This window comes from Candidatus Aminicenantes bacterium (genome assembly GCA_011049425.1).
Taxonomy (GTDB): Bacteria; Acidobacteriota; Aminicenantia; order UBA2199; family UBA2199; genus UBA876.
The window spans coordinates 1-20,150 of sequence record DSBM01000151.1 but is presented as its reverse complement, the minus strand read 5'-3'; the positions used below and the strand labels follow the sequence as shown (position 1 = coordinate 20,150).

The following is a 20,150-nucleotide window of genomic DNA, read 5'->3' as shown; positions in this document are numbered from 1 at the left end:
CTGAAGAAATCCTTGACCAGCGATTGGGAACCGAAGCCGATGGCCAGGGACAAGCCTCCGGCGGCGACCAGGAAGGGAGCATAGTCTATGTTTAACTCTCCCAGAATCCACAGGGCGCCGAGGGTCCACAACAGGATCTTGATAATCGAGAGGATGACGGATGAGAGCGTCTGGTAGCGTTGCTTGTGGTGACTGTCCAGATGCCCGCTTCCCTCGACTCTCTTCATGGTTTTGTTCACTACCTTGCGGGCCACGCGGGTGAGCAGCAGCACGGCCAGCACCGCGATGACAATGATCAGGATGCCCCGCAACACCTGGTTGCGCAATTCCCGCCGCCGCTGGATGTGAAGGGAATCCAACTCTTCCCGGGTACTTTGGATGCGGCTTTCCAGGTTGCGGATGCGGTTTTCCGTAACATAGACAAAGGTCTGGGTTGTGTTCAGCTTGGGGATCTCAAGCCCGTTCAGGCGGATCCCCCGCACCTGGGCCAGCACCCTTTGCACTTTCCGGTTAACCGGGTCGGAAGCCTGTCGGGCCCGGGCCTCTAGTTGTTTGATTTCCTCCCTTTTCTCGGTGATCTTTTCTTTCTGTTCAGATTGTCTGGCTTTCAAGGTTTCCAGGCGTTGGCGTTCGGTTTTTAAATTGGAGGTAAACTTTTCCAGTTCGCCCTCCAACCGGCGTATACGGGCGGAGAGGGGTATTTCCGCCGCAAGGCGATTTTCCAGGGTGGTTGCGGATAACAGTTCTTTCTGGTGTTCGCTTTCCCGCAGGCGCTCGATCTGCTTCTCCAGTCGTTCAATCAGGAGGGCCACGGAGTTGATTTGTCGCTGGATTTCCGGAAGGCCGACTTCGCCCTTCCCCGTGTACATGTCCACTTTGCGCAGCCAGAGATCACGCTGACGCGGTTGCTCAGTGGAAAGGGTCATAAGCTGTGGCAGCAACTCGTCTTCCACGAGGTTGTACATGGAAACCAGCAGGTCGAATTTGCGCTTATTGAAATCCAGGCGTTCCACCAACTGGTGGGTGATTTCGAGTTCCTTGAAATCGGGGAACTCGCGTGGAGAGTATTGCTCCAGGGTGTGGAATTGGGTCTGAAAGCTTTCCAGCCTGGCTTCCAATTCTTCCAGTCCGGGGACTTTTTCCGGAGTGCCACTCTGGGCGGCCATGGGAATGGTCAACAATAGAACGGCCAGGATCCAATGCAAACCCTTTTTCATGATATCACCTCCTGAAGAGAACGGCAAAAGTACGGCTTGATTTGATTATAGCGGAGCCCGTAAGCTTTCTCAACTCGAATCCGCGGCAGCGGAGAATACCTGCAATGGCCGTTCATCCAGCAGCTGGTCGTTGAGAAAAACAGCCACTCGATACCTGCCGGGCGCAAGGCTTGTAAGGCGTTGGTAACAGATGATATGGCTGTAAAAAAAACCTGTTTCGCCGAAGGGAAAAAAGGTATCGTGAAGACGTTCTCCCTCTTCCTTGTATAGACTGATACGAGCCGTTCCCGCCCCCTCCACGTCACAGATGCGCACCAGCAGGTAGAAAGGCGCGCTCACGCGGCCGTTGGCGAATTCTTTGCGGACCAGGTGGTTTTCGCCGGCAATGATCTCTCGAAGTGCCGTTATTTCGCAAACGTGGGGATCCTCAAGCAGCGGCAGGTCTTGTATTCGCACCCGGCATCCGCCTGTCACCAGGCTCACCAGGATCAAACCAGCAAAAGCTTGATAAAAAACTTTCTGAGTGCCAATGAGTAGCCTCCCTGTATCTTTAACTTGTGCTTGAAAACCTTTTCCACAAACAGCTCCAGGGTCTGGAACCGTTCACCCCGGATGTAGTAGATCACAAAGGATGAGAACTGTAGATTCCAGGGCAGGCGAACCCGGCCGTTCCAGGTCAGTGTTTCCGGTTTCAGGTCATTGTCCAGGATCATGCGCAATCTCAGGCTGGTATCCTTGTGAAGTTGAAAAGTGCCGGCGAAACTCAGGTTGCGGGTATGGGTGCCTTCCACCCAGAATCCCCGGCTGCGGAATCGTGACGCCAGGCCGTACTCGGCGGTCAGATCCACCCCGCCTACACGGCGCCCCAGTACCAGGTCGGTTTGAAAGTCGGTCATGTCTTCCTGCAATCCGTCCCAGATGTGGTGGACGGCCAGGCTGGGACGCAACTCGAACCCGAGGGGAAGGCGCAATCCCCGCGAGCGGGCCAGCAGCCGTATGCCTGGTGATGAAGAGGTCTGTGTTTCTTCGCCGGATGGAAAGGAGTTGAACAGGTAGAAAGGAGTTATCGCCAGGGAAAGATTTTTTTCCAGCAAATGAATCGGAGTCAAGGGGACTTGAACGGAGGAGTTTCTGCGGTTGGTCTTCTCCAGCATATCACGATTGATACGGATTCCGGAATCCAGTGAAAATAAGCGGGTTTGAAAGCCGAAATCCGCCTGCAGATCGAGCTGGTCCGATTCAAAGCCCTCTCGCAGAATGCGACGCTCCAGCCCCAGGCTCAGCCTGATTTTTTCTTTTACTTCCAATGGAGTCGTGATGCGGTAGGATATGCTGTGGCCCCAGTTGTAACGAAAAGAAAACTGCGGACGGAATCCCTTGAAGGGATGAAGGGCAAGGCGCGCGCGGATTTCCGAAAAAAGATCGGAGCCCGCGCGGTCGCTGAATTGTTGACTCAGGTCGTATTCCAGGATACCCAACCGGTCGGCATGGCTGAGGGTCAGGCTGAAACTGCGATCTTTCGTGCTTCCCCGGACTGCCATATTCAACATATCTGTTTTTTTGGGGCGAAGCGCCAGTTGTCCTGTATATAACAGACCGCGAGGGGTTCCCGGCAGGCCGAACAAGGCGCGTTCAACTGCTTTCAGAGAGAAATCACCGTGGAAAGGACGCAGATGAAGTCTCAGGCGTGAATCCAGGGCCAACCCTTCCGCGCGCGTATAGTGCAAATCCTCCAGATAAAAAATGGTCCGGCCTTCCAGGGAACCCCGGTTTACGGAAAAGTGCCGCATGGGCATGGATGGAACGCCCATGATGTAGGGAATCACGGTTTCGGCCCTTACTTTTCCCCGGGCATCGATGCTGAACCCCCTGAACTCAAAATAGATCGCATGGTCTTTGAATTCAGCCAGTGTGGGTTTGCGAAGTTGAAAGCGCTTTACATCATTTCCGCGACCCGCGATCCTCTCGCCGAAAGATTCGGCATGGAAACGGGGGGGGATGGCCTGGAAGTAAACGCTGTCTCCGATGTGCGGGGGGGCGTCGCCGGCATCAATCGGTGCTCCACCGTACAGGATCCCCCGCAGGGTAGATACGTCGTAATACAATACGTTTCCCCGCAATTTCAAGTCACCGCTTTTCACAACGATATCTCCACTGCCGAAAATAATCTTGAGGTTGTCGCAATAGATGAAATACCGGCCGGAAACCTGAATCGATTGCGTCGAAGCCAAGCCCCGGGCCGCGATCAGAAGCAGGCTAAGGCAGAGTAACTTTTGCAACCTGTCCATCCAGACCCATCAGGTAGACATAGCCCCGGTCGTCTTTGGAAACGCCTGTAATCCCTCCCAGTGGAGAGCGGAACACATCGATCACATCGCCGCCGGGAGTAAAGCGGTAGAGGGTGTCACCGGCCGAATCGGTAATCAAGAGTGAACCCTCAAAAAACTCCATGCCCCCGGCGGCCAGGCCGGACAGTTGAAAAAGGCGAGTGATTTCACCGGATTCGGGGTTGAGAGAGAAAATACTTTCCGAGCGGGAATCGAAGAGAAGCAAATCATTCTCTCTTGCAGCCAGCAGGCGCGGATAAATCCGGGAAGTCGAAATACGTGTGATCAGTATCCCCGACATGGGGTCAAACACATCGATTTCGTTCTTTTCGCCACAGAGATAGAGCCGGCGATCCAGGAAAGCGATTCCGGTGGCCGGAGTTAAAACAAAACTGCGGATAGTGGTTCCGCTTTCCGTATCAAAAGCGCTGATGCTTCCCCCGGCGCCTGCCTTCCAGATCTTTTCTCCGTCAAAGCAGATATCGCCCGGTCCGGAAAGAAAGGTGGAAAATACCCGCTGGATCGTAAGGTTGGTGCGGGATGCATCGGGATCCAGTGGATTGTTGAACACCACATCCCGGCAGCCGTTAAAAATCGAAGCGGCAGTTAAGCCGAAAACCATTAGCTGAAAAATCGCCCGTAATCGTTGCATATCTCTTTTTTGTGAACTTCAGGTCCAGAAAGTGAAGCGCCAGGATGGCGGTTGTCCCCACCAACAGCCGGTTGCGGGTTTGAAAGCGTTGTTCCGTCTGATTTCGTAATTCCACAACCTGTACAATGTCGCGACTGGCCAGGTATTGATCGTAGGCCTGGTTCCCGCGGTGGTTGAGAACGGCTGCCGCCGCAACCGTGCCGATGAATCCGCCAAGCAGGAGCACGCCTTTCAGAACCTTGCCCGATTTCAACTGCACCCAGCCGGGGATCACCCGTTCCAGCGGCAGCGAATGATCTTTGTTTTCCGTTTCCCTGCAAAACGCGGGTGGCACCAGGAGAACGGGAATCAGAAGCAATGTGATCCACCAACGGGGCATGGGTAACAGTGTACCGGGTTCTTTTCTTGATTGCAATCAGAGCAAGTTGACATCGCTTAGCGTGCACTTCTATAATTCGTAAAGAGAAGCCTGCCGACCGCAACGGGCGTTCCGCCCGATGCCATTCCGGCAAAGGCTGTTGAAGAGAGATAGGAGGCTGTTATGAAGCCCCGGAGTTATTGCCTGTCCGCTTTATTGATTTTGGTGTTTGTCGTTGATTCACCTCTGGTGGCCCAGGACCTGAACCTGGGCAATATCCACATTCCGCGCGCATTTGTGCACGGAGACACCAGTTACGAAGCCGGGGTCTATCGCTTGGTACTGACGGAGAAGGAGGGGGATCCCTGGTTTCATGTACACGATGCGCAGGGGAACCGGTTGTTTGAGGAAATGGGAGTGGTCAAAACTGAAGCCGCGCCTCGGATGCGCAGGGCTTTTCGTTTGCAAAGAGAAATGCTGCGGGGATATGAGTACTATCGCGTACGGGTGATTCAGCCGCATCGCTGGGTGATGGCCTATTTTCTGTTAAAAAAATAGGCTTTACTGATTTTCTGCGCCGGTTTCGGCGGCTTCCTCGGTATCGGGGATGTTGTCGAAGTAGCCCTGAAAACGCATGTGTTCTTCCGGGCGGCAGAACTCGGTGGACTCCGTGCCGTTGATAAACGCTTCATTCAGTGGGTGGAGACATTCCGGCGTCCACAGTTTTCCAGTGAAACCATCGATCTTGACGAAGACCACTCCAGGCGGCTTGGGATAAGTGCTTTCCTTTTCAGGATATGTTTCCAGGTACTTTTCCATGAAGCGCACGAAAATCGGAGCCGCAGCCCGGGATCCGGTTTCGCCTTCTCCCATACTGCGGGGAATGGAATACCCCACCCATACCCCGACGGTAACTGAGGGCGAAAAGCCGATGAACCAGGCATCGGTGTTGTCGTTCGTGGTACCGGTTTTACCGCCGATGGGCGCATCCAGGTGGCGGGCCCGCCAACCGCTGCCCATTTGCACGACTCCCTGGAGCAGGTAATTCATGACGTAGGCTGTGTCACGGTCGACAACCAATTTGCGGTTGGGAAAATTCTCCTCAACAATATGACCGTTCGGGTCACGGATTTCGCGAATCAGGTAAGGAGTGACCCGGATCCCCAGATTGGGAAACACCGTGAAAGCGGCTACCATCTCCTGCAGGGGCACGCCGAAACTGCCCAGCGAGATGGACATGAAGGGTTGCAGGTTCGAAGTGATCCCGAAACGCCGGCCGTAGTCCACGATCCTTGCGGGTGTGAGTTGCTCAACCAGCCTGGCGGACACCACGTTCCGGGATTTCTGCAAGGCTCTCCGCAGGGTCAACGGTCCAAGGAAGTCCAGGGTGATGTTTCGGGGTTCCCAGATCTCATCGATTTTGGCGTCATAGTAGGAAAAGGGTTCATCAACGATCACCGTGGCCGGGGTGTATCCGTTTTCCAGGGCGGCCGTGTAGATGATGGGTTTGAAAGTCGAACCTGTCTGACGCCCCGCCTGGGTGGCGTTGTTGAACTCGCTTTTGGAAAAATCGTAGCCGCCCACCATGGCGCGGACCTGGCCGGTTTCGTTGTCCACCGCCATGATCGCGCCCTGGACTTCCGGCTCTTGCTCCAGCCCCAGTCGCAACAGAGGCTGGTTTTCATTTTGTTGATTGCTCTCCTCTTCAATGCGGGCGCCTTCCGGGATTTCCAGTAGTCGAAAAAGCGCCACATCACCTTTTTTCAGGATTCGGGTCAGGAGCATTTTCGTCCATGCCGCTTCCCTGGCATCTAGTTTCCCCGTCAGATGGCTGATGCGTACTGTTGCATACCTGCGCTCAACCTCCGTGATGATACCCGGAACGATTTCCCCGCTGCGCAGTTTCATTCGCCGCCACTCGGGCAGGCGAATGGCGGTGATGTCTTCACCCTTTTCCAGCAGGTTGGTCAGGCCGGGTTTGGTCCGCCAGCCACGGCGCTTGTCCAGTTCACGCAGGCCTTCCCGCAATGCGCTCTCCGCCCAGGCCTGCATGCTTTTGTCCAGGGAGGTGTAGACTTTCAGGCCGCCTTTGTAGAGCAGGTTGTCTCCGTACTTGGATTCCAGATAGCGGCGTGTTTCTTCCAGGAAATAGTCTCCCAGGGATTCAACTTCCGATTCGTGAGGTTTGACGGGAATCTCCTTATCAACGGCATTCCGGTATGCGGCTTTATCGATAAAACCCATCTCCTGCATGTGCTGAAGGATGCGGTTGCGGCGGTTTCTGAGATGTGTCAGGCGTTCTTTTTTATCTTTTGCGTTGCGGAAAGCATTGAACAACAGGTTGGGAGACGGGATTAAGGCCGTCAGCAGCGCGGCTTCCTCAACATTGATTTCAGAGACGGATTTGCCGAAGTAATAGCGTGACGCAGCTTCGACTCCGTACACACTCCCCCCAAGAAATATCTTGTTCACGTAATAGGTGATGATTTGCTCTTTGGTGTAATTTTTTTCGATTTGGATGGCCAGCAGCATTTCGTTGAATTTACGTTTCATCGATACCCGGGGGTTCAAAAAGAGTCCTCTGGCCAGTTGCTGGGTGATGGAACTTCCTCCTCCCCAATCCCGGCCGAATACACGCCCCACAATCGCCCGCATTGTGCCCTTGAAGTTGATGCCCCAATGGGAGTAGAACTGCCGGTCTTCTGAGGCCACCAGCGAGTGGATCAGCACATCCGGCAGGTCCGTGCGGCGGACGATCAGCCGTTTTTCTATGGCAAAATCACGAACCGGTTCGCCATGACGGTCAAATACCGTGGTCATGACCACGGGTTTGATATCTTCCAGGTTTTTAATCTGTTGGGGGAATCCTTTCTGGAAAACCAGGATAATGCCGGCAACCACCCCCAGAAGAATGGTCAGGAGAACACTGGCGGCAAACAGAATGGGGCGCATGTTGCGCTTAATGAAATCTTTCATGGTTTTTATAGTATACCACACCCAAAACGGGCTCAAAAGATGGTTTCTTAGACGGTTTTGGCTGAATAATCGCTTGCATTTTGACCTCCGGCGCGTATAATGAATAATTACGCTCCGCCTCTCACAGGCGTCACAGGAGGTCTAAATGCCGGCCAAAGGCTACGTTGAAATCGACAAAGAAGTATGCAAAGGCTGTAACCTTTGCGTACTCAACTGCCCCACCAAGTGTCTCGCTCTAAACACAACGGACACCAATTCCCACGGGCTGCACTTTGCGTACCAGGCAGATGAAGAAAAGTGTATCGCTTGCATGAACTGTTCAGTCATGTGCCCGGACGCGGCAATCACCGTGTACAAGAAAACGGAATGAAAAAGGGAGGATCAATTGGGTGATATCAAATTCATGAAAGGTAATGAGGCCCTGGCTGAGGCCGCGATTCGCGCCGGAATGCGGGGCTATTTCGGTTATCCCATAACCCCGCAGTCCGAGGTGGTGGAATACCTCGCCCTGCAGGAGCCGAAGCATGACTTCGTGCTGGTTCAAGCGGAAAGTGAAGTGTCGTCGATCAACATGGTCTACGGCGCCGCCGGAGCGGGAGCCCGGACCATGACCACTACGTCATCTCCCGGATTCTCGCTCATGCAGGAGGGCATGTCCTACATCGCTTGTGCCGAACTTCCCTGCGTGGTTGTAAACGTGGTGCGTGGGGGACCTGGGCTGGGCACCATCCAGCCCGGCCAGGGAGATTATTTTCAGGCGGTAAAGGGCGGTGGCCACGGAGATTACCGCCTCATCGTGCTGGCGCCGAATTCGGTCCAGGAAATGGCGGATCATACCATGCTGGCTTTCGACCTGGCCGACAAGTACCGCAACCCCGTGCTCATCCTGTCCGACGGGGCCATCGGCCAGATCATGGAGAAGGTGGAGCTTCCGGATCCCGTAACCACCAAGGTCGACAAACCCTGGGCAAGTATCGGAAAAACCCCGGACCGGCCGCGCAATGTCATCACTTCGCTCTTCATTAAACCCGAAGACATGGAGCAAAAAAACATTGAGCTTCAAGCCAAATACCGCAAAATCGAGGCCGGTGAGGTACGATTCGAGGAGTACCTGCTGGACGATGCGGAAGTGGTGATCATGGCCTATGGAGTCACCAGCCGCATATGCAAGAAGGTCGTGGATCTGGGCCGGGAAAAGGGCGTCAAGATGGGTTTGCTTCGTCCCGTGACCCTGTGGCCTTTCCCAGCTGAACGTGTTGCCCGACTGGCTGCTCAGGAAAGAGTCCGCATGTTTGTCACCGCGGAGATGAACGCCGGCCAGATGGTTGAGGACGTCCGCCTGGCAGCCAACGGCCGCAAGCCGGTATATGCCACCGGGCGCATGGGTGGAATCCTGCCCAATCCGGAAGAGATTCTGGAATTCAGCCTGCGGCACATAGAGTAAGGAGAGCACCATGAAAACAGGATACGAAAAAATTTACGAGCGTCCCGACACCCTTCTGCCCACACGCATGCACTATTGTCCAGGTTGCATGCATGCCATCGTGCACAAACTGATCGCCGAATTGATCGCCGAAATGAAACTCCAGGAAAAAACCGTTGGGGTGTGTCCCGTGGGCTGCAGCGTGTTTGCATACGATTACATTGATGTTGATTGGCAGGAGGCCGCCCACGGAAGGGCCGCCGCGGTGGCCACGGCCATCAAGCGCATGCTTCCCGACCGCCTGGTCTTTTCTTATCAAGGCGACGGGGATCTGGCCGCCATTGGTACGGCTGAGACCATCCACGCCTGCAACCGGGGTGAACAGTTCACGTTCATCTTTATCAACAACGCCATTTACGGTATGACCGGCGGCCAGATGGCACCCACCACCCTGGAAGGAATGAAAACCACCACTTCCCCATATGGGCGGCTGGCCAAGACCGCGGGCATGCCCCTGAAGATGTGTGAACTGGTTTCCCAGTTTGACGGCGTGGCTTTTGCCCAACGGGTTTCCTGCAACAACCCGGCCAATACGCGCCGTACCAAGAAAGCCATTCAGCGTGCTTTTGAAATTCAACAGCAGGGTTTGGGAACCACTTTTGTGGAAGTGGTGTCCAATTGCCCGTCCAATTGGAAATGCACGCCGGAGGTTTCCATACAAAGGGTGAAAGAGGAAATGATGCCGTATTTTCCTCTGGGTGTGTTCAAGGAACCCCGGTCCTGAAAGGAGGAAGAAAACCATGTTGAAAGAAATGATATTTTCCGGTTTCGGTGGCCAGGGTGTTCTCTCCATGGGCAAGCTCCTGGCGTATGCGGCCATGAAAGAAGGCAAAGAAGTCAGCTGGATGCCTTCATACGGGCCTGAGATGCGGGGCGGTACGGCGAACTGCATGGTCAATATCAGTGACAAGCAGATTTCATCTCCCATTGTTACTGAATACGATGTGGTGGTTGTGCTGAACCAACCTTCCCTGGATAAATTCGAATCGCGGGTAAAAAAAGGCGGCACATTGATCTGGGAAAGCACCACCATCAAGAACGGTCCCACCCGCGACGATATCCGCGTGGTACCCCTGCCCGCCATTGATAAGGCCACCAATGTGCTAAAGAATGTCAAGGTCATGAACATGTTGGTGCTGGGCGCCCTGGTGAAGCTGGAACCGGTTGTGAACCGCGAATCCCTGATCACGGCGTTGAAGGACACACTGCCCAAGCGGTATCACAATCTGATACCCCTGAACGAAGAGGCAATTGAGTTGGGCATGTCGCTGGTAAAAGACAACTGACCGGTATTGTTCTGAAATACCATAAACGGCCGGTGCCGGGGCAAAAAAGTGTTCGCCCGGTGCCGGCCGTTTTTTTTTGTTCGGTTTCTGAAAGTTCGATGCCGCCGGGGAATTACTTGCAAAAAATGCGGCTTAAGGCAGTTCGTGCAGCCATGTGCGCTGCGCCACGGCGGATATCACCAACAACAGCAACCCAGCACCCATAAACCACGAAAACAGTTCGCGCGCCTGAACGACGCGACGGGAAGAGACTTCACTCTTTTCCCAGCGATCGATTTCACTGAAAATCCGTTCGAGAGAGTCTTTGTCCGTGGCGCGGAAGTAGAGTCCCCCGGTCGTGCTGGCGATTTCTTTCAACAGGTCTTCGTCGATTTCCACGTTTACCATGGCGAAGCGTTTTTGCCCCAAGGCATCCGTGACCGGGTAGGGTGCCTGACCGCGACGACCGACACCGATGGTGTAAACCTTGATGCCGAATTCCCTGGCGATCGAGGCCGCATCACGAGGGGCGATCTCGCCGCGGTTGTTGACGCCGTCGGTAATCAGGATAATGATGCGCGTCGCCGTCGGAGCATGGCGGATGCGGTTGACCGAAGTGGCCAGCGCCATACCCAGGGCGGTTCCATCTTCCAGATCACCGATGCGGGTGTCGTCCAAAGCATTGAGCAGCATGGAGTCATCAATTGTGAGGGGGCAGCGGGTGAAGGATGTGCCGGCGAAAACCACCAGGCCGATGCGGTCGGAACGGCGGCGATGAATGAAATCCGCGATCACGGTTTTGGCGACTTCCAGGCGGTTGCGCGGCTTGAAGTCTACTGAAGCCATGGAACCTGATATGTCCAGGGCTACCAGAATGTCAATGCCCCGGTGCTTCTCAACCTGAAAGGTGTTGAGAATCTGGGGCCTGGCCAGGGCCGCGATGAGCAGGACCAGTGCGGCTAATTGTAACCAGGGCAATGAGGCGATCGCGCGTACTTTCCATATAGATGCCGCGTCCGGGTAGATTTCCGCGCTGGAGACCGACACATGCCGTGCTCCTCTGCGACGCAGCCAGCGCCACCACAAAGCCATGATGGGGATCAGCACCAGCAAAAGTAAGAATGCTTTATTCGCCAGGTGAAGCATCCATCTCCTCTGATTCAGGGACATTCCGCAAGCGAAAGCCGGAAATCATCTCCCGCATATATCCTTCCAATTGGGCTTCCCCCGCCGGCCCCGGTTGAAAACGGGCGAATTTCACCCGGTCGGATAAATCCAGCAACAAGGAAAAGTGTTCCCGGATCCGCATGTCATCTTCATGGCGTGCAAGGTGTTCCAGGGTTTCTTTGCTGGTCATGTCGGCGGCGTTAAAACCGTACGTGCGAAAAAGGAAACGCTTCAGGATGGGGGTCAAGCGCAGGCAAAACTCCTTGATTTGACCCCGACCAAACAAACGCAACGCCATGAGGCGGGCCAGATCCCGTTCCATTTCATCCAGGGGGTGGAGCGGGGGTTGTGCCGGCGATACGTGCCCGCGCCGTCTCTGTAAACGCTTCCATGCCAGAAATACACCGGCCGACAGGATGATACCCGCGGCGATCCATGGCAGGGATCGTACGGGATTTCCTTGTACCGGGAGTGGTGGTTTTAGATCAGCGATATCTTCCTGGGATTCGGTCAACACACTGAGAATGTGTATGCCAACCGAGTGCGTGGCGGTTTCTTCGACCTGGAGGTTGTCTCTTTCCAGGATCAGCCGAAAAGGACCGACCCGGTGTTTGCCCGTACGGAAAAATGCCGCGGTTACCCGGACCTCTCTGATGAGGACTCCGTTCATTTCGCGAGGCGGCAAATGCCGGCGGGCCGTTTCCTCCCAGACCAGGCCCCCGCCTCCCGTTTCCAGGCGGATGCGGTCATGTGGTGTGTCGGTTTGTACAATCACCCGGAAGGTGACCGGGTCTCCCACAGCAGCTTCGCCGGGCGCAACGGATAAACCGGCCTGGGTACGCGCGCCCAGGTCGAGACACAAAAAGAGAAAAACGCAGGCTGTCACGCGAGCGGCCGTCATCGTCCGAATCTCCTGCGCCGGCGCAGAAAGAAGTCAAACAGGGGTTTTTCCGGGCTTGAGTCGTCCGGCACATCAATGCTGTCGACATGAATGCGGCGGAAAAACGTTTGCAAGCGTTCTTCCCGCTCCAACAGGGCGGCTGAAAAGGCCTTGACGGTATGGCGGCGTGAGAAATCCAACAGAAATTCCCGGCCGGATTCAAGATCGCGGGCGCGAAATGTTCCCCGTCGGGGAATGCTGCGTTCTCGGGGGTCCAGGATGCGCACGGCCACCAGGTCATGTTTGCGGGCCGCCACTTTAAGGGGGGGCTCAAAGCCGTGGTCCAGGAAGTCGGAAATGAGGAAGACAATGGCATGGCGGCGGCTCACTCGGTTCAGGTAAGTCAACCCGGTATGAATTGAGGTGCCGACGGATTTTGGTGAGAAGGTGAGGATTTCACGGATGATGCGCAGCAAATGGGTCCGCCCTTTTTGCGGGGGGATGTAGCGTTCAATGGTATCCGTAAACAGGAGCAGTCCCACTTTGTCGTTGTTCAACATGGCGGTAAACGCAATCAGGGCGGCAATTTCCGCGGCCACTTCCCGCTTAATCTTGCCGCGGGAAATAAAGGCCAGGGAAGCGGAAAGATCAAGGGCCAGGATCACCGTCATTTCGCGTTCTTCCACGAACTGTTTCACGTATAAGTGCCCTGTACGTGAAGTGACGTTCCAATCGATCAGGCGAATGTCGTCTCCGAGCTCGTATTCTCGTACTTGAGAAAACTCCATGCCCCTGCCTTTGAAAGCGGAATGGTACTCTCCGGCCAGGAGTTCTTTGGACGCTTTGCGCGAAATAATCTCAATGCGCCGGACCTTGCGCAGGATTTCATTGGAAATCATGGAATTGTAAACCTATCTCACCTGGATGATCACTTTGTCGGCAGTGCGTACACTCAGGTGTACGGGATACGCGAACTGCACATTCCACAGTCGGGGAGAATCCTGATCCAGATTGCAGAAAGCGGTTTGAATCTCTGAGTTCCCCTGTGAACGGAATTCCACGCCCTCGATATCTTTAAAAGTGAGTCGGGTTACCTTCATGCCCCTTCCCAGGAACTCGATCTCGTATTCGCGCACGCCGTTGCTTTGGACATAGAATCGTTGGATTTCATACAGGCGTTCTTCCATGGTGATCGCTCCGTTTTCCCGTCTGATTTTTCCGTGGGGGACACCCTTGATTATAACCGTGGTTTGATCGGATTTCAACGGCGCAACATGGGGGTTGCTTGAATGCGGAGTTTCCATTATCATAGTACCAAACGGATCAACGCAATACAGTCGTACATTTGGGAGAACAGATGGAAGAGTACCTGGTGGAGTGTTGGAATTGCGCCGCCACGTACAATGCAGTGGATACGGTATTATGCAATCATTTTGAGCCCACAACCGTGTGCCCCTTTTGCCTGAAGTGTTTCTGTGGGGTTAAAGATGATTTCCGCAACCGCTTCTGGCGGGAATGCCCGCAATGTCTGCATGAAAGGCGCAAGCTCCTGCTCAGTCATCGCAACTCGCGTCTGGGAGAAATGTTGTTGCGGGCGGGCAAGATCACTCCGGACGCACTGAGCGAAGCCGTGGAAAAACAAGCCTTCATGCGCAAACCCCTGGGTGAAATTCTGGTGATGATGGATGCTTTGACCGTGGAGGAGCTTTCGCTCTTTCTTGCCGACCAGAAAGTGGTGGAAAGAATCGACCTGAGTTCGCTTAAGCTGGACCATCACCTGGTCAAGCGCCTGGGTGCCGCATACTGCGTGGTGCATCACATGATACCCATTGAGCTCTATCGTTTCGCCGATGGGGAAATACTGCGTTTTGCCGTCCAATCGGTTGACCAGATTCCAGCCATCAAACGCAGCCGTGTTGTGCGTGACTTTGTGTTGATTCCTTACCTGGCTTTACCTGAAGAGTTCAAACCTTTTTTTCAAGAGATCGTGGCGCTCGCCCATGAAAACAAAAAATGACCCGTCCTGCTGTCAACTTGTCTGTCTCCTGTCTCCTGTCACCTGATACCTGTCACCTTCTTCAATTAATCCCCACCCCCAGCAACCGCTCCAGCAGGAAGCGTGCCGCTGCTTTGTGATGGCCGTCAGTGCGGATCGGAGGGCCGACGCAGGACGGGCAACCGCGTTCACAGCGACATTGCTTTAGAGCGGACAAGGTGTCTTCCAGCAAGGAACCGGATTGGGAATAGAGGGTGTCGGAGAAGCCGATGCCATTAGGGTAGTTGTCGTAGATGTACACCGATGGTTCAAACCGTTCGTTCGGCACGAATCCGCTTCCGGGAAACACCCGGGGAATACTGCTCTGGGTGAGGTTGTCTTCCACCGCGACTCCCAGGTCCCGGGGCGCGCACATGAGAATTACCGAGGCCATATGGCGCATGAGATACGCCAGGCCGTTGACTGCCTCGATCTTGTCTTCCGCCGGAACATCAAGATCCTCCAGAAGTTCGGCGCTGATGGTGAACCAGAATGCAGTGGTGTGCATTTCCTGTTGCGGGAGTTGCAGATTGCCGGCGCCCACGTTTTCGTTGGTAAAGAACTTGAGTTTTTTAAAACCGACGACCTGGGAGAATACGTGCACGTCTCCAAAAGCAGTGGTCAGCGGATGGGAACGGGTTTCATCCTCGCGGTCCAGAATAGAGATTTTCGTGTTGGTGATGGCGTCGGTGAAGTAGTCGGATTGGGATTCCCGTACAAACGCCTTGCGGTTTTCGTAATCGAATTCTTCCACCACGTACTGAACGCCTTCAAGTATATAGATGGCCTTGGGGTGGAGGGTCTCCAGGGCGGAAGAGAAATCGACTTCAGCGATTACCTGCTCCGGTCCGGTGCGGTCCACCACCACGAAGTTGTCCGAGGTGACGCGCGTCAGGCTTACGGTGTCCGCGGGGTAACCTTCCGTGGTCCAGAACCACTTTCCTTCCCTGGCATAGAGTACCTGATGCTCAGCCAGGTAATTGAGGATTTCCTTGAGGTCTTCGCCACCGAAGGTTTCCGTGTCGGAAAAGGGCAGCTCAAAGGCGGCGCACTTGATATGCTCGATCAGAATAGACAAATTGTCGGGATTGATGCGTCCCTGCTCGGGAGACGACTCGGTGAAGTACTCTGGGTGGCCGGCAATGAACTGGTCAACCGGAGAAGACGATGAAATCAAAACACCAATTGCACCGTCGCTGCGGCGACCGGCGCGACCCAACCGTTGCCAGGTGGACGCGATGGTTCCGGGATATGCGGCCAGCACAGCCGCATCCAGGGCGCCGATGTCAATGCCCAACTCCAGGGCGTTGGTCGAGACCACGGCCTTGATTCGGCCTTCCCGGAGCCCTTTCTCGATTTCACGACGTTTTTTGGGCAGGTATCCCCCGCGATACCCGCGTACGGTGCCGGCTGAGGTGAAATGCTTTTCAAGGTCGGTTTTCAGATACTTGACCAGGATCTCCGTGTTGAGGCGCGAGTTGGCGAACACAATCACCTGCAACCCGTTTTTGACCAGGATGCCGGTGATGTGCCGGGCCATGGAAACATACGATTTCCGGATTCCCAGTTGGCGGTTCACTACCGGTGGGTTGAAAAAAACCAGGTGTTTCTCTCCCCTGGGTGCGCCGCTTTCGAGGACGGCCTCTACCGGGGATTCAATAATCCGTTCCGCCAGTTCCTCCGGGTTTGCAATGGTAGCCGACGACATGATAAATACGGGATCACTGCCGTAAAACCGGGCGATCCGGCGCAGGCGGCGTATCACGTTGGCCATGTGCGAGCCGAAGACGCCCGTGTACGTATGGAGCTCATCGAGAATTACGAAACGCAGGTTCTCGAACAGGCTGATCCACTTTGTATGGTGGGGAAGGATACCCGAATGCAGCATGTAGGGATTGGTGAGAACGATCTGGGCCTGGCGGCGGATGGAACGGCGCATCGATTGGGGGGTGTCGCCGTCATATGTGTGCAGGCCGAGACGGTCTCCCATACGGCGGTTGAGATCGAATAATTCAGCCAGTTGATCCTGGGACAGGGCCTTGGTGGGAAAGATATAGAGAGACTTGGCCGCCGGGTCAGCCGCCAGGGCGTTCAGGCTGGCGGCATTGTAGATCAAGGTCTTTCCTGATGCGGTAGGTGTGGCCACCACCACGTGACGGCCGGCGAGGATGTGGCGGAGGGCCCGGGCCTGGTGCGAGTATATACGTTGAATTCCCCGTTGGGCAAAAAGGTCAACCACTTCCCTGGCCAGTTCATCGGGATAATCGTGGAAGTCGCCGGAAAAGGAGGGGATGTGAACGACACGGGCGTGACCCTGCTGCTCCCGCTCCAGTGTCAGAATCCCTTCCATGGCTTTTTGGGTCATATCGTCTTTTGTTGCGGTCATGTACAGAGATTAGCACAAGCGGAACCGCGAGTAAACGAGAAACAGCGCCACCAACTTGATATGTGCACACTAATAATAATATGATAATAATTATGTTATATTGTTGACAGGGGCACGTTTTGGGACTATAATATTTTTACACCGGATCAATAGATATTTCGGGTTCAAGTATGGGAGGATAGTAATGACCAGAGATAAATTCACCCTCAAAGCCAATGAGGCCGTGGAACAGGGTGTGCGTATCGCCGAGGAGAGAAGTCACCCGGAGGTGGACACGATTCACCTGGCAGCAGCCCTTTTGCTGGACAAAGAAGGAATGGTGGCGGCGACCCTGAAAAAAATCGGCGCGGACCCCGGCCGGGCGGCATCCCGGCTGGAGGAAGAGTTGTCAACCCGGCCCTCCGTTCAGGGCGGTGATCGAGCGGCTTCCAGGGGATTCTCCCGGATCCTGCGCAAAGCCATGCAGATCGCCGATCGTTTCAAAGATGAATACATTTCAACCGAGCATCTTTTTCTGGCACTGATAGAGGATTCTCATATCGGCGGATTGCTGCGGGAAGCCGGTGTGACCGCCGATGCCTTCATGTCCGCATTGATGGAGATTCGCGGCAACCGCCAGGTTACGGATCCCAGTCCGGAAGACAAGATTCAGGCATTGCGGCGTTATGGTCGTGACCTGGTGCAATTGGCCCGGGAAGGGCGCCTGGACCCCGTGATCGGCCGGGATGAAGAGATCCGCCGGGTGATGCAGGTGCTCGTTCGGCGCACAAAAAACAACCCCGTGCTTATTGGTGAGGCGGGGGTGGGGAAAACCGCCATTGTGGAAGGCATTGCCCTGCGCATTGTTCAGGAAGACGTGCCGGAGCTGCTGAAGGACAAGCGACTCATCACCCTGGAGATCGGCAGCCTCCTGGCGGGCGCCAAGTACCGGGGAGAATTCGAGGATCGATTGAAGGCGGTGATTCACGAAGTCACCGAGTCGGACGGCCGCATCATTCTGTTTATAGATGAATTGCATACCATTGTCGGGGCCGGAGCTGCAGAAGGGGCGGTCGATGCATCCAACATGCTGAAACCTGCACTGGCGCGGGGCGAATTGCGGGCCATAGGCGCCACTACCCTCAACGAGTACAAGAAGTACATTGAGAAAGATTCCGCTTTGGAGCGCCGCTTTCAGCCCGTGTTTGTACGCGAACCTTCTGTTGAGGAAACCATCTCTATTTTGCGCGGCATCAAGGACAAGTATGAGATCCATCACGGCATCCGCATCACGGACGCGGCGCTGATTGGAGCCGCAACCCTCAGCCATCGCTACATTACGGATCGCTTCCTGCCCGACAAAGCCATTGACCTGGTGGATGAAGCCGCTTCCAGACTGCGCATTGAAATGGACTCACGTCCCGAGGAATTGGACGAATTGGAGCGCCGAATCCTGCAAATGGAGGTGGAACGCCGGGCCCTGAAAAAGGAGAACAGCAGCGACTGCCGTGAAAAACTGCGCCTGTTGGTAGAGGAACTGGACACGCTGAAGCTGGAACGGGATCGCATTCGCGAACATTGGCGCAAAGAGAAAGATTTGATCCAGCGTATCCGCGATCACAAGGCCAGGTTGGATGAGTTGCGCAATGAACAGCAGGAAGCACAACGGCGCAATGATTTCGAGAAGGCCTCGCAGATCCAGTATGGCATGATTCCGGAATTGGAGCAGGCCATGGCAAAATCGCGGGCCGACCTGGAGGAGTTGCAGCAGGAGATGCGTATCCTTAATGAAGAAATAACCGAGGAGGACGTGGCTGAAGTGGTGTCGCGCTGGACGGGAATCCCGGTGGCCAAGCTCATGGACAGCGAACGCGAGCGGCTGGCGCGGATGGAAGCGATCCTGCAGCGCCGGGTGATCGGGCAGGATGAGGCGGTTGATGCCATATCCCGGGTCATTCGCAGATCCAAGGCGGGTTTGCAGGATCCGGACCGTCCCATCGGCTCTTTTCTTTTCCTGGGCCCGACCGGGGTGGGCAAGACCGAACTGGCACGCAGCCTGGCTGAGTTCATGTTCGATACGGAAAAGGCCATGGTGCGCCTGGACATGTCGGAGTACATGGAGAAGCACTCCGTGGCGCGGCTGATCGGATCTCCACCCGGCTATGTGGGTCATGAGGAAGGGGGGCAGTTGACCGAGCGGGTCAAACGCCGCCCCTATTCCCTGATTCTACTGGATGAGGTCGAAAAGGCTCATCCGGATGTGTTCAACGTGCTGCTGCAAATCCTCGACGACGGCCGCTTGACCGATGGCAAGGGCAAGACCGTCAATTTTACCAATACGGTGATTATCATGACTTCCAATCTTGGTTCGCAGCTCATTCTGGGTGAAAAAGACCACGAAAAGGTGCGCAGGGATTTAAAAGAGTTGCTCTATCGCCATTTCAAACCGGAATTCCTGAACCGCATTGATGAGATCATTACTTTCCGATCCCTGCCCCCCGAAGTCATTCGCCGTATCGTTAACAAGGAAATCGACCTTCTGGCACGCCGCTTACGGGATTCCCGGTTGGAATTGGAGCTGAGCGACGCGGCTCTGGATCGATTGGCTGAACTGGGTATCGACCCGGATCTGGGCGCGCGTCCCCTGAGGCGCGTTATCCAGCGGGAGGTTCAGGATCGTCTCTCTTCAATGATCCTTGAGGGGCGTCTGGCACCCGGCGGCAGGGTCCATATGGATTTCGAGAACGACGAATTTGTAGTAAAAACCGGGTGATATTTACTGAACAAGGGCGTGGACGCAATCCAGGAGCCGGTCCGCAGAGAACGGTTTGTCGACCCGGGGGACTTTGGGCGGGTTGAAGTCCTGGTATCGCGGAGCTCCCGAGAGGATGACGATTTTTATTTCGGGATGGATCGATTTCAGCCGGTGGAAGGTTTCCACTCCGCTGATTCCCGGCAGTTCCAGGTCCAGGGTTACGAGGTCGATCTCCCGGGAGTAACGGCTGAAAAGCACGCAGGCCGACTCGCCGTCCTTGGCCTGCAATACCCGGAAACCGCTGTCTATGAACAGATCCTCCAGTAGTGTGCGTATCTGCTCATCATCATCAACTATCAGAATCTGGTGGTTCATCAATTTGCTGATAGAAAAATCCCCGGGGTGAGCTTCTCTATCCCCGGGGACTTCCCCGTCTTGCGGCTCACAAAAAGCCTTCCCTCTCTCCCCACCTACTGCTTGAGGAGGTTGCAGCATGTACCCCTGCCTGTCCGGCTGTGGACCCGGACAACTTCATTGCAGTTCATTAGCAATTCAATTGCCAGTTGTTCCGCGTTTCATCATGTCGGCGTTGACTAAACAAACAGGGTTGGAAAACCACCAATATATCTGAAGATAAGTTTAAAACAAGAATTGACTCTACTCCATACGG

The 20,150-nt window shown here is 55.0% G+C and carries 19 protein-coding genes; 7 read left to right on the top strand and 12 right to left on the bottom strand.

Features of this window, described 5'->3' with window-relative positions; all coding sequences use genetic code 11:
• The 5 genes from ENN40_10820 to ENN40_10800 form a co-directional block, all read right to left on the bottom strand.
• Positions 1-1,217: mechanosensitive ion channel (locus tag ENN40_10820; protein ID HDP95835.1), on the bottom strand; the 1,217-nt coding region annotated here is incomplete at its 3' end.
• Positions 1,218-1,286: 69 nt separating this feature from the next.
• Entirely contained in the window at positions 1,287-1,673 is a 387-nt protein-coding gene (locus ENN40_10815; GenBank protein ID HDP95834.1) for a hypothetical protein, read from the bottom strand.
• Between the two features lie 32 nt (positions 1,674-1,705).
• Positions 1,706-3,496 (bottom strand): hypothetical protein, encoded by a 1,791-nt coding sequence (locus ENN40_10810; GenBank protein ID HDP95833.1) that lies wholly within the window; start codon positions 3,494-3,496, stop codon positions 1,706-1,708.
• Positions 3,474-4,196 carry a hypothetical protein gene (locus ENN40_10805; GenBank protein HDP95832.1) on the bottom strand — a complete coding sequence of 241 codons (723 nt, stop codon included), beginning with the start codon at positions 4,194-4,196 and terminating at the stop codon, positions 3,474-3,476. Before ENN40_10805 ends, ENN40_10810 begins: the two co-directional genes overlap by 23 nt.
• Positions 4,132-4,575 (bottom strand): hypothetical protein, encoded by a 444-nt coding sequence (locus ENN40_10800; GenBank protein HDP95831.1) that lies wholly within the window; start codon positions 4,573-4,575, stop codon positions 4,132-4,134. The genes ENN40_10805 and ENN40_10800 overlap by 65 nt, the downstream gene beginning before the upstream one ends.
• A gap of 162 nt (positions 4,576-4,737) precedes the next feature.
• Here ENN40_10800 and ENN40_10795 point away from each other — a divergent pair, with 162 nt between their 5' ends.
• Positions 4,738-5,112: a hypothetical protein gene (locus ENN40_10795; protein ID HDP95830.1), complete on the top strand. Its 375-nt coding sequence runs from the start codon at positions 4,738-4,740 to the stop codon at positions 5,110-5,112.
• 3 nt (positions 5,113-5,115) lie between these two features.
• Here ENN40_10795 and ENN40_10790 read toward each other — a convergent pair whose 3' ends face one another.
• The gene (locus ENN40_10790) at positions 5,116-7,530 is read right to left on the bottom strand and encodes a PBP1A family penicillin-binding protein (protein ID HDP95829.1); all 2,415 of its coding nucleotides are present in this window, start codon (positions 7,528-7,530) and stop codon (positions 5,116-5,118) included.
• Positions 7,531-7,675: 145 nt separating this feature from the next.
• On the opposite strand from ENN40_10790, the gene ENN40_10785 reads away from it, so the two are divergent.
• Genes ENN40_10785 through ENN40_10770 form a run of 4 tightly spaced genes read left to right on the top strand, consistent with a single transcriptional unit; the run spans position 7,676 to position 10,299 of the window.
• A complete protein-coding gene (locus tag ENN40_10785) occupies positions 7,676-7,900 on the top strand; it encodes a 4Fe-4S dicluster domain-containing protein (protein ID HDP95828.1) in 225 nt (74 codons plus the stop codon).
• Between the two features lie 15 nt (positions 7,901-7,915).
• The gene (gene vorB / locus ENN40_10780) at positions 7,916-8,974 is read left to right on the top strand and encodes a 3-methyl-2-oxobutanoate dehydrogenase subunit VorB (protein ID HDP95827.1); all 1,059 of its coding nucleotides are present in this window, start codon (positions 7,916-7,918) and stop codon (positions 8,972-8,974) included.
• Positions 8,975-8,984: 10 nt separating this feature from the next.
• Positions 8,985-9,737 (top strand): 2-oxoglutarate oxidoreductase, encoded by a 753-nt coding sequence (locus tag ENN40_10775; protein ID HDP95826.1) that lies wholly within the window; start codon positions 8,985-8,987, stop codon positions 9,735-9,737.
• A 16-nt stretch (positions 9,738-9,753) separates the two neighbouring features.
• Positions 9,754-10,299 (top strand): 2-oxoacid:ferredoxin oxidoreductase subunit gamma, encoded by a 546-nt coding sequence (locus tag ENN40_10770; GenBank protein HDP95825.1) that lies wholly within the window; start codon positions 9,754-9,756, stop codon positions 10,297-10,299.
• 132 nt (positions 10,300-10,431) lie between these two features.
• On the opposite strand, the gene ENN40_10765 is transcribed toward ENN40_10770, so the two are convergent.
• From ENN40_10765 to ENN40_10750, 4 genes are read right to left on the bottom strand one after another with little or no spacing between them, the layout of a single operon-like run.
• Positions 10,432-11,448, bottom strand: coding sequence for a VWA domain-containing protein (locus tag ENN40_10765; GenBank protein ID HDP95824.1), 1,017 nt, complete (start codon positions 11,446-11,448; stop codon positions 10,432-10,434).
• Positions 11,405-12,346, bottom strand: coding sequence for a hypothetical protein (locus ENN40_10760; GenBank protein HDP95823.1), 942 nt, complete (start codon positions 12,344-12,346; stop codon positions 11,405-11,407). Before ENN40_10760 ends, ENN40_10765 begins: the two co-directional genes overlap by 44 nt.
• Complete coding sequence (locus tag ENN40_10755) at positions 12,343-13,224, bottom strand: DUF58 domain-containing protein (GenBank protein ID HDP95822.1); 882 nt, start codon at positions 13,222-13,224, stop codon at positions 12,343-12,345. The genes ENN40_10760 and ENN40_10755 overlap by 4 nt, the downstream gene beginning before the upstream one ends.
• Positions 13,225-13,236: 12 nt before the next feature.
• Positions 13,237-13,590 carry a hypothetical protein gene (locus ENN40_10750; GenBank protein ID HDP95821.1) on the bottom strand — a complete coding sequence of 118 codons (354 nt, stop codon included), beginning with the start codon at positions 13,588-13,590 and terminating at the stop codon, positions 13,237-13,239.
• Positions 13,591-13,682: 92 nt separating this feature from the next.
• On the opposite strand from ENN40_10750, the gene ENN40_10745 reads away from it, so the two are divergent.
• Positions 13,683-14,342, top strand: a complete 660-nt coding sequence (locus ENN40_10745) for a hypothetical protein (GenBank protein ID HDP95820.1) — start codon at positions 13,683-13,685, stop codon at positions 14,340-14,342.
• Between the two features lie 61 nt (positions 14,343-14,403).
• On the opposite strand, the gene ENN40_10740 is transcribed toward ENN40_10745, so the two are convergent.
• Positions 14,404-16,746 carry a DEAD/DEAH box helicase gene (locus tag ENN40_10740; protein ID HDP95819.1) on the bottom strand — a complete coding sequence of 781 codons (2,343 nt, stop codon included), beginning with the start codon at positions 16,744-16,746 and terminating at the stop codon, positions 14,404-14,406.
• A 184-nt stretch (positions 16,747-16,930) separates the two neighbouring features.
• Here ENN40_10740 and clpB point away from each other — a divergent pair, with 184 nt between their 5' ends.
• Positions 16,931-19,498, top strand: a complete 2,568-nt coding sequence (gene clpB, locus ENN40_10735) for an ATP-dependent chaperone ClpB (protein HDP95818.1) — start codon at positions 16,931-16,933, stop codon at positions 19,496-19,498.
• Between the two features lie 3 nt (positions 19,499-19,501).
• On the opposite strand, the gene ENN40_10730 is transcribed toward clpB, so the two are convergent.
• On the bottom strand, positions 19,502-19,975 hold the full coding sequence (locus tag ENN40_10730; protein ID HDP95817.1) for a response regulator: 474 nt from the start codon (positions 19,973-19,975) through the stop codon (positions 19,502-19,504).
• Positions 19,976-20,150: the final 175 nt, after the last annotated feature.